General features: G+C 66.0%; 15 protein-coding genes and 1 pseudogene. 7 read left to right on the top strand and 9 right to left on the bottom strand.

Features of this window, described 5'->3' with window-relative positions; all coding sequences use genetic code 11:
* The 6 genes and pseudogenes from VFH65_RS14835 to VFH65_RS14810 all read left to right on the top strand — a co-directional run.
* Positions 1–415 (top strand): annotated as a pseudogene (locus tag VFH65_RS14835) (murein biosynthesis protein MurJ); the annotation flags it as partial.
* A 65-nt stretch (positions 416–480) separates the two neighbouring features.
* Entirely contained in the window at positions 481–1,074 is a 594-nt protein-coding gene (gene sigM / locus VFH65_RS14830; protein ID WP_353322445.1) for an RNA polymerase sigma factor SigM, read from the top strand.
* Between the two features lie 45 nt (positions 1,075–1,119).
* On the top strand, positions 1,120–1,737 hold the full coding sequence (locus VFH65_RS14825; RefSeq protein ID WP_353322444.1) for a hypothetical protein: 618 nt from the start codon (positions 1,120–1,122) through the stop codon (positions 1,735–1,737).
* 74 nt (positions 1,738–1,811) lie between these two features.
* Complete coding sequence (trxB, locus tag VFH65_RS14820) at positions 1,812–2,786, top strand: thioredoxin-disulfide reductase (protein ID WP_353322443.1); 975 nt, start codon at positions 1,812–1,814, stop codon at positions 2,784–2,786.
* Between the two features lie 10 nt (positions 2,787–2,796).
* Positions 2,797–3,129, top strand: coding sequence for a thioredoxin (gene trxA, locus VFH65_RS14815; protein ID WP_414688423.1), 333 nt, complete (start codon positions 2,797–2,799; stop codon positions 3,127–3,129).
* 132 nt (positions 3,130–3,261) lie between these two features.
* Positions 3,262–4,458 (top strand): N-acetylmuramoyl-L-alanine amidase, encoded by a 1,197-nt coding sequence (locus VFH65_RS14810; protein WP_353322442.1) that lies wholly within the window; start codon positions 3,262–3,264, stop codon positions 4,456–4,458.
* A gap of 9 nt (positions 4,459–4,467) precedes the next feature.
* Here the strand turns inward: VFH65_RS14810 and VFH65_RS14805 are convergent, their stop codons facing one another.
* The 9 genes from VFH65_RS14805 to rpmH form a co-directional block, all read right to left on the bottom strand.
* Complete coding sequence (locus tag VFH65_RS14805) at positions 4,468–5,214, bottom strand: acetyltransferase (RefSeq protein WP_353322441.1); 747 nt, start codon at positions 5,212–5,214, stop codon at positions 4,468–4,470.
* Positions 5,215–5,432: 218 nt separating this feature from the next.
* Complete coding sequence (locus VFH65_RS14800; protein ID WP_353322440.1) at positions 5,433–6,422, bottom strand: ParB/RepB/Spo0J family partition protein; 990 nt, start codon at positions 6,420–6,422, stop codon at positions 5,433–5,435.
* Between the two features lie 89 nt (positions 6,423–6,511).
* Complete coding sequence (locus VFH65_RS14795) at positions 6,512–7,555, bottom strand: ParA family protein (RefSeq protein ID WP_353322439.1); 1,044 nt, start codon at positions 7,553–7,555, stop codon at positions 6,512–6,514.
* Positions 7,552–8,244 carry a 16S rRNA (guanine(527)-N(7))-methyltransferase RsmG gene (gene rsmG, locus VFH65_RS14790; protein ID WP_353322438.1) on the bottom strand — a complete coding sequence of 231 codons (693 nt, stop codon included), beginning with the start codon at positions 8,242–8,244 and terminating at the stop codon, positions 7,552–7,554. Before rsmG ends, VFH65_RS14795 begins: the two co-directional genes overlap by 4 nt.
* A gap of 56 nt (positions 8,245–8,300) precedes the next feature.
* Positions 8,301–8,855, bottom strand: coding sequence for a protein jag (locus VFH65_RS14785; protein WP_353322437.1), 555 nt, complete (start codon positions 8,853–8,855; stop codon positions 8,301–8,303).
* A gap of 36 nt (positions 8,856–8,891) precedes the next feature.
* Positions 8,892–10,040 (bottom strand): membrane protein insertase YidC, encoded by a 1,149-nt coding sequence (yidC, locus tag VFH65_RS14780; protein WP_353322436.1) that lies wholly within the window; start codon positions 10,038–10,040, stop codon positions 8,892–8,894.
* On the bottom strand, positions 9,988–10,305 hold the full coding sequence (yidD, locus tag VFH65_RS14775) for a membrane protein insertion efficiency factor YidD (RefSeq protein WP_353322435.1): 318 nt from the start codon (positions 10,303–10,305) through the stop codon (positions 9,988–9,990). Before yidD ends, yidC begins: the two co-directional genes overlap by 53 nt.
* Positions 10,302–10,664, bottom strand: coding sequence for a ribonuclease P protein component (rnpA, locus tag VFH65_RS14770; RefSeq protein ID WP_353322434.1), 363 nt, complete (start codon positions 10,662–10,664; stop codon positions 10,302–10,304). Before rnpA ends, yidD begins: the two co-directional genes overlap by 4 nt.
* 21 nt (positions 10,665–10,685) lie before the next feature.
* Positions 10,686–10,829 (bottom strand): 50S ribosomal protein L34, encoded by a 144-nt coding sequence (gene rpmH / locus VFH65_RS14765; RefSeq protein WP_082949722.1) that lies wholly within the window; start codon positions 10,827–10,829, stop codon positions 10,686–10,688.
* Positions 10,830–11,400: 571 nt separating this feature from the next.
* Between rpmH and dnaA the strand changes: the two genes are divergently transcribed.
* Positions 11,401–12,512, top strand: a 1,112-nt coding sequence (gene dnaA, locus VFH65_RS14760) for a chromosomal replication initiator protein DnaA (RefSeq protein ID WP_353322433.1), incomplete at its 3' end; no start/stop codon positions are given.

Genomic DNA, 12,512 nt, shown 5'->3' with positions numbered 1-12,512 from the left:
GCCCGAGGGTGAGGCCGACGCGCCGGACGAGGCCGCGAAGGCGATCGACGGAAGTTCCAGCACGGTGTGGCCCATCGACACGTACTCCGATCCGGTGCCGTTCCCGAACTTCAAGAACGGCGTCGGGCTGATGTTGCAGCTTTCGCAGCCCACCAAGATCGGCGAGGTCACCATCGACCTGAACAGCACCGGCACCTCGGTCGAGATCCGCTCGTCGCAGACGGCGACGCCGTCGTCGCTGGATGACACCACCGTGCTGACGCCGGCCACCGCGCTCAAGCCGGGCTCCAACACCATCAAGGTGGACGACGCCACGCCGACGTCCTACGTGCTGGTGTGGGTTTCCACGCTGGGTCAGGTCGATGGTGAGAGCCGTTCCGACATCGCCGAGGTCACGCTCAAGGGCGCCTCCTAGCCCGCTATCCCCAAGTCGGCAAACTTGTGTCAGAGGGCACCCTCGGCGCCGTTTAGTGTTCGGCTGTGGGGAGCTTCGATGCGGACGGGGAACGGACCGACGCGGAGTTGCTCGCCGCACATGTCGCCGGCGACCGGTACGCCTTTGAGGAGCTGTTCTACCGGCACCAGCGTCAGCTATACCGACTGGCCAAGATCACCAGCCGCAGCCCCGACGACGCCGCCGATGCGCTGCAGGACGCGATGCTGTCGGCGCACCGCACTGCGGCCGCCTTCCGCCACGACGCGGCCGTCAGCAGCTGGCTGTACCGCATTGTCGTGAACGCCTGCCTGGATCGGTTGCGGCGCCACAAGTCGCATCCGACCACGGCCCTGCTCGACGACGACTGTCACATCGGCGACCCGACGCCGCGGGTGGACACCGCGATCGTGGTGGAACGCGCGCTGATGCGCCTGCCCGTCGAACAGCGTGCGGCCGTCGTCGCCGTCGACATGCAGGGGTACTCGGTGGCCGAGACCGCCCGCATGCTCGGCGTCGCGGAGGGCACCGTGAAGAGCCGCTGCTCGCGGGCCCGGGCCAAGCTGGCAGAGGCGCTCGATTATTTCGCGGTGACCGACGACGGAACCGCGGCCGCTTCCTCGCCGTCCAACCCTGCGTGATGGAGACTGTCTAAGGTCACCGACCGACGGCGGGAGCGAGCAGCGATGGACAGCGGCACGGGCCACGCACCCGACCCCGCCGCGATCGACCGCGTCCGTCGCGACCTGGCGCACCTGGGGGCCGACGCGGACTCCGCACCCGACGTGCCCGCGGCGGTGACAGCGCGGATAGGCGCCGCGCTGCGGGCCGCGTCGCCGCCGGCCGCCCACGCGGTGTCGCATCCGCTCCCCCGCCCGAAGCTGCTCCCGTTGATCGTCGGGATCGCTGCGGCCGTCGCGGGCATCGTCGGCGGCGCACTGATGCTGGCGCGCGATCCGGCCCCAACACTGTCCACCGGGCCGACCGCCGAGAGCATCACCGTGTCGCGCCCACCGCCCGCCATCCCGCTGTCCGATGCGCAGATCGTCGGCCTGCTGTCCGTCAAGCCGGACTACGGGCTGCTCACCGACCCGCAACGGCGTGGGTCGTGCCTCGAAGGCCTCGGCTATCCGGAAGCGACAAAAGTGCTCGGCGCGCGACCCCTCGACATGTTCGGGCGGCCGGCGGTGCTGATGCTGCTGCCCGGTGAAACACCCACGACGGTCCTGGCGTTGGTGGTGGAGCCCAACTGCAGTAGAGCCCACACCGGCCTGCTTGCCGACACCGTGGTCACTCGTCCGTAATCTGTCCTTCGACCCTCCGGGAACACCCGGGCCTACCCTGGTGTTTGTATCCGTGCCGCAGCAGAAAGGCTCGCATGTCAGCCACATCGTCCGTTCACGACGTGATCATCATCGGTTCAGGGCCGGCCGGATACACCGCCGCAATCTACGCCGCACGTGCACAGCTCAAGCCGCTGGTGTTCGAAGGCAGCCAGTTCGGCGGCGCGCTGATGACCACCACCGAGGTGGAGAACTACCCCGGATTCCGCGAGGGCATCACCGGTCCCGAACTGATGGACGAGATGCGTGAGCAGGCGTTGCGGTTCGGCGCCGACCTGCGCATGGAGGACGTCGACGCGGTCTCACTGGACGGCGAGATCAAGACCGTCACGGTCGGTGACGAGACCCATCAGGCCCGCGCCGTCATCCTCGCGATGGGCGCGGCGGCCCGGCACCTCGGTGTGCCCGGCGAAGAGGAAATGCTCGGCATGGGCGTCAGCACCTGCGCCACCTGCGACGGGTTCTTCTTCCGCGACGAGGACATCGCGGTGGTCGGCGGCGGCGACTCGGCGATGGAGGAAGCGACGTTCCTGACGCGCTTCGCCCGCAGCGTCACGATCATCCATCGCCGCGACGAGTTCCGCGCCTCCCGCATCATGCTCGAGCGGGCTCGCGCCAACGAGAAGATCACCTTCCTGACCAACACCGACGTCACCGCGATCGAGGGCGGTCCGAAGGTGACCGGTGTCCATTTGCGTAACTCCGTCACCGGTGAGGAATCCAAGCTCCCGGTCACCGGCGTCTTTGTCGCGATCGGCCACGACCCCCGCTCCGAACTTGTGCGCGGGCAGGTCGAGCTCGACCCCGAGGGCTATGTGCAGGTTCAAGGCCGCAGCACCAGCACCTCGATCGAGGGCGTGTTCGCGGCAGGAGATCTCGTCGACCGCACGTACCGACAGGCCATCACCGCCGCGGGCACCGGCTGTTCGGCGTCCATCGACGCAGAGCGTTGGCTGGCCGAAATCGGTTCTGGCCCAAGCGATGAGACCACCGAGACACCAATCCGATAGGAGCATCACCATGGCCGAAACCACTGCAACAGTTGCCGTGACCGACGACTCGTTCTCCGACGACGTGCTGTCGAGCAGCACCCCGGTCCTCGTCGACTTCTGGGCCACCTGGTGCGGCCCATGCAAGATGGTCGCCCCCGTGCTGGAGGAGATCGCCAACGAGAAGGCCGGCGCACTGACGGTGGCCAAACTCGACGTGGATGCGAATCCCGGGACCGCCCGAGACTTTCAAGTGGTCTCGATCCCCACGATGATCCTGTTCAAGGACGGCGCGCCGGTGAAGCGGATCGTCGGTGCAAAAGGCAAGGCTGCGCTGCTGCGCGAACTCGCTGACGTGGTCTAACGCCGCAATCCGTCAGTCTCACACCGGCCTGGGGTTTTCCCGAATCACCGGGCCGTCTGAGACAATGCTGCCTAGCTTGTCTTTGCTTCGTCAGCGCGATATCCCCGCTGACAACCGACCGAAAGGCCGCGTATGTCGAGTCTGCGTCGCGGTGACCGCGGGGGTGCGGTCACCGAGATCCGGGCGGCACTTGCAGCGTTGGGACTGACCGACAACCCCGACGCCGATCTGACCACCGGCAAGCACGTCGCCGTTGACGTGTTCGACGACGAACTCGACCATGCAGTGCGTGCCTTCCAGCAGCACCGCGGTCTGCTCGTCGACGGAATCGTCGGTGCAGCCACTTATCGTGCGCTGAAGGAAGCTTCGTATCGCCTCGGCGCACGCACGCTCAACCACCAATTCGGCGCGCCGATGTACGGCGACGATGTCGCAACCCTGCAGGCTCGCTTGCAGGACATCGGGTTCTACACCGGACTGGTGGACGGCCACTTCGGATTGCAAACCCACAATGCGCTGATGTCGTATCAGCGCGAATACGGACTGTATCCCGACGGCATCTGTGGCCCGGAAACGTTGCGCTCCTTGTACTTTCTGGGGTCGCGAGTCACCGGAGGTTCTCCGCACGCCATACGCGAGGAAGAGTTGGTTCGCCGGTCGGGGCCGCGGCTGTCGGGTAAGCGGATCATCATCGATCCGGGCAGGGGCGGTGGCGATCACGGTCTGATCATGAACGGGCCGGATGGTCCGATCAGCGAGGCAGATATCCTCTGGGACTTGGCAAGTCGGCTCGAGGGCCGGATGACCGCGATCGGCATGGAGACGTTCCTATCGCGGCCGGCCAACCGCGCTCCCTCCGACGCCGAACGCGCCGCGACCGCCAACACCGTCGGCGCGGACCTGATGATCAGCCTGCGCTGCGCCACCCAGGCCAGTCCGTCGGCCAACGGGGTGGCGTCGTTCCACTTCGGCAACTCGCACGGATCGGTGTCCACCATCGGCCGCAATCTTTCCGACTTCATTCAGCGAGAAGTGGTGGCGCGCACTGGATTACGCGACTGCCGCACTCACGGCCGGACCTGGGACCTGCTGCGGCTCACGCGCATGCCCACCGTTCAGGTCGACGTCGGTTACATCACCAATCCGCGTGACCGTGGCATGCTGGTGTCCACTCACACCCGCGACTCGGTCGCAGAAGGCATCCTGGCTGCTGTCAAGCGGCTGTACTTGCTCGGCAAAAATGACCGCCCCACAGGCACATTCACGTTCGCCGAGCTGCTTGCGCACGAATTGTCTGTCGATCAGGCGGGGCGGGTCAGCCCGACGTAGCCGTAGGGCTCAGGAGCACGGGCTCGATCCCGCGCCCACCGGCTGTTGCAGTTGGGCGGATTCCAGTAGCCGCTCGAGTGCCGCTTCGACGTCGGCCTTCCACCCCAGCCCCTGCTCCAGCTCCAGACGCAGCCGCGGGAAGTACCGGTGCTGCGACACCACGACGAAGCCGGCGTCTGCCAGAAGGTCTGAGTCGAGGACGCACTGGTCGACCGAGCAGTCACCGAGCACCTCGACTACCGGCTGCAGATCAGGCGCAACCAGGCTCGGGTCGAGCAACTCGGCTACCTCCGCCGTACGACCGAACGCCTCGAGTGCGCGCACACCTCGCCGGACCAGATCACCGACGACCGCGGCGATCAGGCTGCGTGGGAGATTTTCGTTGCCGTGGCCGGACTCGACCCCCAGCGAGGTGAGCAGCACCGCGTCGGCGCTGACCGGTCCGGTGGGAAAGGTGCGCGCCCGCGGCACGGCGCGCGGAGGTGCGTAGAACGCGTAGCCGAGGCATGGTTCGTCGCTGGGCGGAATCTCGATCAGCCCCGCGTCGCTGTCGGCGCAGCGCACCGCGAGCTGACCGCACGACCCCCACTCGAGCATGACCATCGACAGCCACGCTTCCTTCTCGAACTCAGGGTCGGAGAGGTGATCGTCTGCCGGCAGCGTCGACGGATCCACCTCCCAATACACGCATCGGCGTGCGTGCTTGGGCAACTGCTCGAAAGCCTCGAGCCGCAGGGGCGTGATTCGCGCTGCCACTAAACTCCCCGGGTTCCATGCGGTGCTGACGTGCACGGCTGCCACTCCAGGATAGAAGGGCGTGCCGTCGAACGCCCGTTTTCGCCGTCTTCGATCACCGTTGACCGCCGTGCGACCGAATCTTGTTGGTACACATGGTATTTCCTTGATGAGCGGGCCGCCCGCGGCACCCGAACAGGGGTCTGTGTCACAGTGACGTAATTACCGTGTGTCGTCGGTCAGGGCTTCGCAGAGTTCATCAAGTCGACAATCCGCTGTAGGTCGTCGACCGAGCCGAACTCGACAACGATCTTGCCTTTTCGTTTGCCAAGGCTGACGGTGACGCGGGTATCGAACGCCGTCGACAGCCGCTCAGCAACGTCCTGCAGGCCCGGCATGTGGATCGGCTTGCGCCGCGGCGCCGTCGGCGTGTTGGCATCGGCGCGGTTCGCCAGCGTGACCGCTTCCTCGGTGGCCCGCACGGAAAGACCCTCGGCGACGATGCGCGCGGCGAGCTCCTCTTGCTGATCGGGTGTCCCCTCCAGCGACAGCAGCGCCCGCGCATGGCCTGCCGACAGCACGCCTGCGGCCACCCGCCGCTGCACCGCGATCGGCAGCCTCAGCAGCCGGATCATGTTGGTGATCAGTGGCCGCGACCGCCCGATACGGGCCGCAAGTTCGTCGTGGGTGACGCTGAACTCCTCGAGCAGCTGCTGATAGGCCGCCGCCTCTTCCAACGGGTTCAGCTGGACGCGATGGATGTTCTCCAGGAGGGCATCGCGCAGCATGCTGTCGTCGGCGGTCTCGCGCACGATCGCGGGGATGGTCGCGATGCCGGCCTGTTGCGCCGCGCGCCAGCGGCGCTCCCCCATGACGAGCTGATACTGCGGCGCGCCGGGCCGTGCGTCGGGCACCGCCCGCACCACGATCGGCTGCATGAGGCCGAACTCGCGGATCGAGTGGACGAGCTCTGACAACGACTCCTCGTCGAAGACCTGCCGCGGCTGCCGCGGGTTGGGCTCGATCGCCGATGGGTCGATTTCGCGGTAGACGGCGCCGACGGAGTTGGCATCCGCGGTCGCGGTCGGTGCACCGCCGAGGACAACATCGGCGGCCGCATCGCCCATCCGATGGCCAGGCACCACCGCTTCGTCATCGGCCGGCCCGGTGGGAATGAGGGATGCCAGGCCCCGTCCGAGGCCGCTGCGCTTACGTGTCGGCTGTGTCACTTCTGTCTCCCCTTCGCGCAAGCGCTCATCGCTGCTGTCTCCTCTTCGCGCAAGCGCTCATCGCTGCTGTCTGCTCTTCGCGCAAGCGCTCATCGGCCCTGTCCCCCGTCCGGTCCGCCTCGTTCGGCAATCTCTCGACTGGCATCGAGATAGCTCATCGCTCCCCGCGAACCGGGGTCGTAGTCCAGGATCGTCATCCCGTAGCCGGGTGCCTCGGACACCTTGACGCTGCGCGGGATAACGGTCCGCAGCACCTTGTCACCGAAGTGCGTCCGCACATCGTCGGCGACCTGATCGGCCAACCTGGTTCGCCCGTCATACATCGTGAGTATCACTGTGGTGACGTTCAGTTCGGGGTTCAGGTGCGCCTTGACCATCTCGATGTTGCGCAGCAGCTGCCCCACCCCTTCGAGGGCGTAGTACTCGCACTGGATCGGGATGAGCACTTCCGGTGCTGCCACAAGTGCGTTGATGGTCAGCAGTCCCAGCGACGGCGGGCAGTCGATGAAGACGTAGTCGAAGTCGTAGTTCGTGAGGCCGGCGAGCGCGGTGCGCAGCCGTCCCTCGCGCGCCACCATGCTGACCAATTCGATCTCGGCGCCGGCTAGGTCGATGGTGGCGGGCACGCAGAACAACCGCTCGTTGTGCGGGCTCCGTTGCAGCGCTGCCTGTAGCGGGATCTCGCCGATCAGTACTTCGTAGGACGACGGCGTGCCCTCCCGGTGTTCGATCCCGAGCGCGGTGCTGGCATTGCCCTGAGGGTCCAGATCGATCACCAGGGTCCGGAGTCCCTGCAATGCCAGGGCCGCCGCGATGTTGACCGCCGTGGTCGTCTTGCCGACGCCACCCTTCTGATTGGCGATGGTGAAGACGCGCTGACGGACGGGGCGCGGCAAGCGGCCCTTCGCGGCGGCATGCAGCAGACGCACCGCCCGTTCCGCTTCGGCACCGATCGGGGTGTCGCCGCCGGCGGTCTCGCTCCACGGTTCGGGCCGGGCGCCATCCCATGTTTCACGTGAAACATCGGGCCCGGCTTTGTCGATGGGTGATGTTTCACGTGAAACACCGGGCGCGGCTTCGCCAATTGGCGGCCCGGTCGGGGCGGGGCCGGCGGGCTCCGGTGTGGGCCTCATCCTGTGCTCCTGCCCGTTCGCTTCGACCTTCGGTTCAGCTCCCCGCGTCGTGCGACGACCACGGTGGCGGGTGGATTCAAATAGTCCGCGCCACATCTGACCACCCTTTCATCGACAGCACCCAGCGCCCTCATCACACGCCGGTGCTCGAGGATCTCGTCATCGGCGCGCTCTCCTTTGATGGCCAGCATCCGCCCATCCGGGCGCAACAACGGCAAGCTCCACTTGGTCAACTTGTCCAACGACGCCACCGCCCGCGAGACAACCGCGTCCATATCCCCCACTTGTTGTCGAACGGTCGATTCCTCGGCCCGGCCCCGCACGACGGTCACCGAGATGTCAAGGTCGTCGATGACCTCGCGCAGAAAGTCGCTCCGACGAAGGAGTGGTTCGACGAGCGTCAGCCGGAGATCCGGGCGGGCCAGTGCCAACGGTATCCCCGGAAGGCCTGCTCCACTACCGATGTCGGCCACCCGTTCGTCAGGCTCTAGAAGTTCGGCGACAGCCGCACTATTAAGTATGTGTCGGTCCCACAGCCGGTCGACTTCCCGCGGACCGATGAGCCCGCGTTCGACGCCCGCCCCGGCCAGGATCTCCGCGTACCGCTGGGCGCGCTCCGCGTTGGCTCCGAAGATGGCGTCGGCGCAATGCGGCGCCGCCGACACCTCGACATGTTTCACGTGAAACATCCTCCGGATCTCGCGCAAGCGGCGCCACAACGCGAACTACATAGATGTAACTCTGATCAGTCGGCGAGGACGACGACGCGACGCGACGGCTCTACGCCCTCACTCTCGCTGTGCACCCCGTCGACGGCAGCGACTGCGTCGTGCACAATCTTGCGCTCGAACGGCGTCATCGGCGACAGCTCTTCGCGTTCACCGGTCTCGAGCACTCGCCGCGCAACCTTGTCCCCGAGTGCGGCCAGCTCGTCGCGACGGCGCCGGCGCCACTTTGCGATGTCGAGCATCAGCCGGCTGCGCTCGCCGGTCTTCTGGTGCACCGCGAGCCGCGTCAGCTCCTGCAGCGCGTCGAGCACCTCGCCCTTGCGGCCCACCAACTTGTTCAGGTCGCTGCCGCCGTCGATGCTCACGACGGCGCGGTCGCCCTCCACGTCCAGATCGATGTCGCCGTCGAAGTCCAGGAGGTCCAGTAGCTCCTCGAGGTAGTCACCGGCGATCTCGCCTTCGGCCACCAAGCGCTCTTCTTGGTCTTCCTCGCTCGCCGGGGCAGCGGCCTCTGTGCTGTCCTCTTCGTCCGCGAGCGCCTCGGTGCGTTCAGTTGTTTCAGCGTCGGTCATCGCTATCTCTCCCTCATCCACCGGGGTTTGGCCCGGTCAACGTTTACGTTTCTTTGGTCGCGCGCCGGGACGTGGTGACGCTCCCGGTCGCGGTGCGCGGTTTCCCGCCGCCCCGCTGGCGTTCGGCTTGCTCGCGCTCGAATCCGGCGGTTCGCCGTCCTCGGTCCCCAGCTCGGTCGCCGACGACTCGACATCATCGGTGCTCTCGGTGGTCGTGGTGACGGCCTTGCGTGCCCGCTTCGGTTTGGCTCCGGGTGGCGGTGCGTTCTGCGCGCGCCTCTCCTGAGCCTCGAGCTTCTTGGCCTCTTCCTCTTTTTCGATCTTGCCGAACACGTAGTGCTGCTGACCGAACGTCCAGATATTGTTCGCGAGCCAGTACATGATCACGGCCAGCGGCAGGAAGGGGCCGCCGACAACAACGCCGAGCGGGAAGACGTAGAGCGCGAGCTTGTTCATCATCGCGGTCTGCGGGTTCGCCGCCGCCTCCGGACTCTGTCGCGCCACCGACGCCCGGCTGTTGAAGTACGTCGCGATGCCCGCCAGGACCATGAACGGCACACCGACCGCGATCACCGAGGCCCGGTTGAATTCGGTGAACGCCTCCAGCCCGTGCTGCTGGATCATGGTCGCGCCCAACGGTGCACCGAACAGGTTGGCGTCCAGGAAGTGCCCGACGTCCGTCGCGCTGAACACATAGTTGCCCAGGCTGCGGTTCTCCTCCACCGAGAGCCCGAGGCGCCCGATGCCGGTCTGCGTCCGGTTGAACGACATCAGCACGTGGTAGAGGCCGAGGAACACCGGGATCTGAGCCAGCATCGGCAGGCATCCCAGGATCGGGTTGAACCCGTGTTCGCGCTGCAGCTTCTGCATCTCCAGCGCCATGCGCTGACGGTCCTTGCCGTACTTCTTCTGCAGCGCCTTGATCTGAGGCTGCAGTTCCTGCATCTGACGCGTGGTGCGGATCTGCCGGACGAAAGGCTTGTACAGGATCGCGCGCAGGGTGAACACCAGGAACATCACCGACAGCGCCCAGGCGAAGAAGTTGTCCGGTCCGAGGACGAAGGAGAACGCCTTGAACCAGACCCACATGATCGCCGACACCGGGTAGTAGATGATGTCGAGGCTGAACCAACTAAACACGCGACCCGCTCTTTCCTGGCTTCGCTGGGGTATCCCAGAGTTCATCGGCCGCCGCTGCGCGTGAGCCGCTGCGGCGCTCCGGTATCGGGTCCCATCCTCCCCGATGCCACGGCCCGCACTTCAGGAGCCGCACCGTCGCGAGCCAGCCTCCCCGAAGGAGGCCGTACTCGCTCAGCGCCTCCACCGCATACTGGCTACACGTCGGAGTGAACCGGCACGTCGGCAGACGCAACGGGGACACCGTATGCCGGTACAGCTGGATGAGATAGATCACGCCGCGAGCGGCGGCCGACGCAGTACCACCTTTCACCGCGTCGCCTCGCTCTTGGACTTCGCCCGCCGCAACGCGGTCCGCAGTTCTTCCTCCAGGCGTGCCGAAATCGCATACCGGCTACCGGGAAGCGCCCGGATCACCACCCGGTCGCCGGGACTCAGCTCGGGGATTACCGTGCGGGCGACGTGGCGGAGGCGACGAGCAACACGGTGCCGCTGTACGGCACCGCCAACCGACTTGGACACCACCAGGCCGATCCTGGGCCCGCCGTCCGCAGACGCTTCATTGGAGTGCAACGCGTGCACGACGAGGTCGGGCTGCACCGCCCGCACCCCTTGACTGACCGTGGCACCGAATTCCGTCGACCGCGTCATCCGGTGCTGCGCCGGAAGCACCGCGCTAGATCCTGAGTCGGATCACGCAGTCAGTGAACGACGGCCCTTGGCACGCCGGTTGGACACGATCGCCCGGCCGGCCCGGGTCCGCATCCGCAGCCGGAACCCGTGCACTCGTGCACGCCGACGGTTGTTGGGCTGAAAAGTCCGCTTGCCCTTGGCCACGGCTGTCTCTCCTTGTTGCGTATGGCATCCGCAATCCCACCCGATGAAGACTCGTGCCGGTGGGGACGCGGTTGCCGTTGGTAAGCTCGTCCGTCTCGCTTGCTAGCCGGCGCGGTCTACCAGTCGCTCCTGGGTCGCAGCCGTATCGCCACTTGCGGGCGACTGTTCGAGGGTACTGACGAGATTTCGCTGGGTCAAACCTGGTCTGCGCCCGCCGCAATCGCCGTCGGACGGTTTACAGCTGCCACAGCCGTCACGCCGCTTCGAGACCCGCCAAGGAACCCGGAAGCAATGTTGCAGAACGGTTGGCACTCGGACGGAAAACTGTTAGCTTCTGCCAATGCCGATTCGATAACGAAACGGCGACAGACAACGAAGTGAGGATGCCCACTCAGTCGCGAGCCCACAGAACGCACCACCCCTGTGACGAGCCCCGGCCCGCGGCGTCCTCGCCGGTAGACACTAGAGCGACGACGGCTGTCCTCTCTCCACAACCTGTGGATAACCATGTGGACAGATCGTCATCGTTCATTTGGTCGTCTCTTGATCGGCCTCGAGGGGGTTCTCGTCTTTGACAGCTGACCCCGACCCACCTTTCGTCGCCGTGTGGAACCACGTCGTTGCTGAGCTCAACGGTGACGCCGACCCTTCCGGGGCTGTCAATGGCGACCCTGATCTCCCCACTCTCACGCCCCAGCAAAGAGCCTGGTTGAAGCTGGTCAAGCCACTCGTCATCACCGAGGGATTTGCCCTGTTGTCGGTGCCGACGCCGTTTGTTCAGAACGAGATCGAACGACACCTGCGTGAGCCGATCATCTCCGCGCTCAGCCGTCAACTGGGTCAGCGCGTCGAGCTCGGCGTCCGGATCGCCGCCCCCACCTCGGAGGAATCCGACGAAGCGCTCAATGGCCTCGCCGGCGCGGGGTCGCCGACGGAACCCGACGAAGTCGACGAGGACTCCGAGGCCCTCGCCAGTGCCGAGGAAACGTGGCCGACGTACTTCGCCAACCGGCCCAACAACCCGGCCGGCGGCGACTCGACCGCCGTCAATTTGAACCGCCGCTACACCTTCGACACGTTCGTCATCGGCGCGTCGAATCGGTTCGCTCACGCCGCGACGCTCGCGATTGCTGAGGCACCCGCCCGTGCCTACAACCCGCTCTTCATCTGGGGCGAATCCGGTCTTGGAAAAACACACCTGTTGCACGCCGCCGGGAACTACGCCCAGCGCCTCTTTCCTGGCATGCGCGTCAAGTACGTCTCGACCGAAGAATTCACCAACGACTTCATCAACTCGCTGCGTGACGACCGCAAAGCGTCGTTCAAGCGCAGCTACCGCGACATCGATGTGCTGCTCGTCGACGACATCCAGTTCATCGAGGGCAAGGAAGGTATCCAGGAAGAGTTCTTCCACACCTTCAACACGTTGCATAACGCGAACAAGCAGATCGTCATTTCCTCGGACCGCCCGCCCAAACAGCTGGCGACCCTGGAAGACCGGTTGCGCACCAGGTTCGAATGGGGCTTGATCACCGACGTTCAGCCCCCCGAGCTGGAAACCAGGATCGCGATTCTGCGCAAGAAGGCGCAGATGGATCGCCTCGACGTCCCCGGTGACGTTCTCGAGCTCATCGCAAGCAGCATCGAGCGCAACATCCGCGAACTCGAGGGCGCGCTGATCCG

This window comes from Mycobacterium sp. (genome assembly GCF_035697385.1).
Lineage (GTDB): Bacteria > Actinomycetota > Actinomycetes > Mycobacteriales > Mycobacteriaceae > Mycobacterium.
This window is presented reverse-complemented; position numbering and strand designations above follow the sequence as displayed.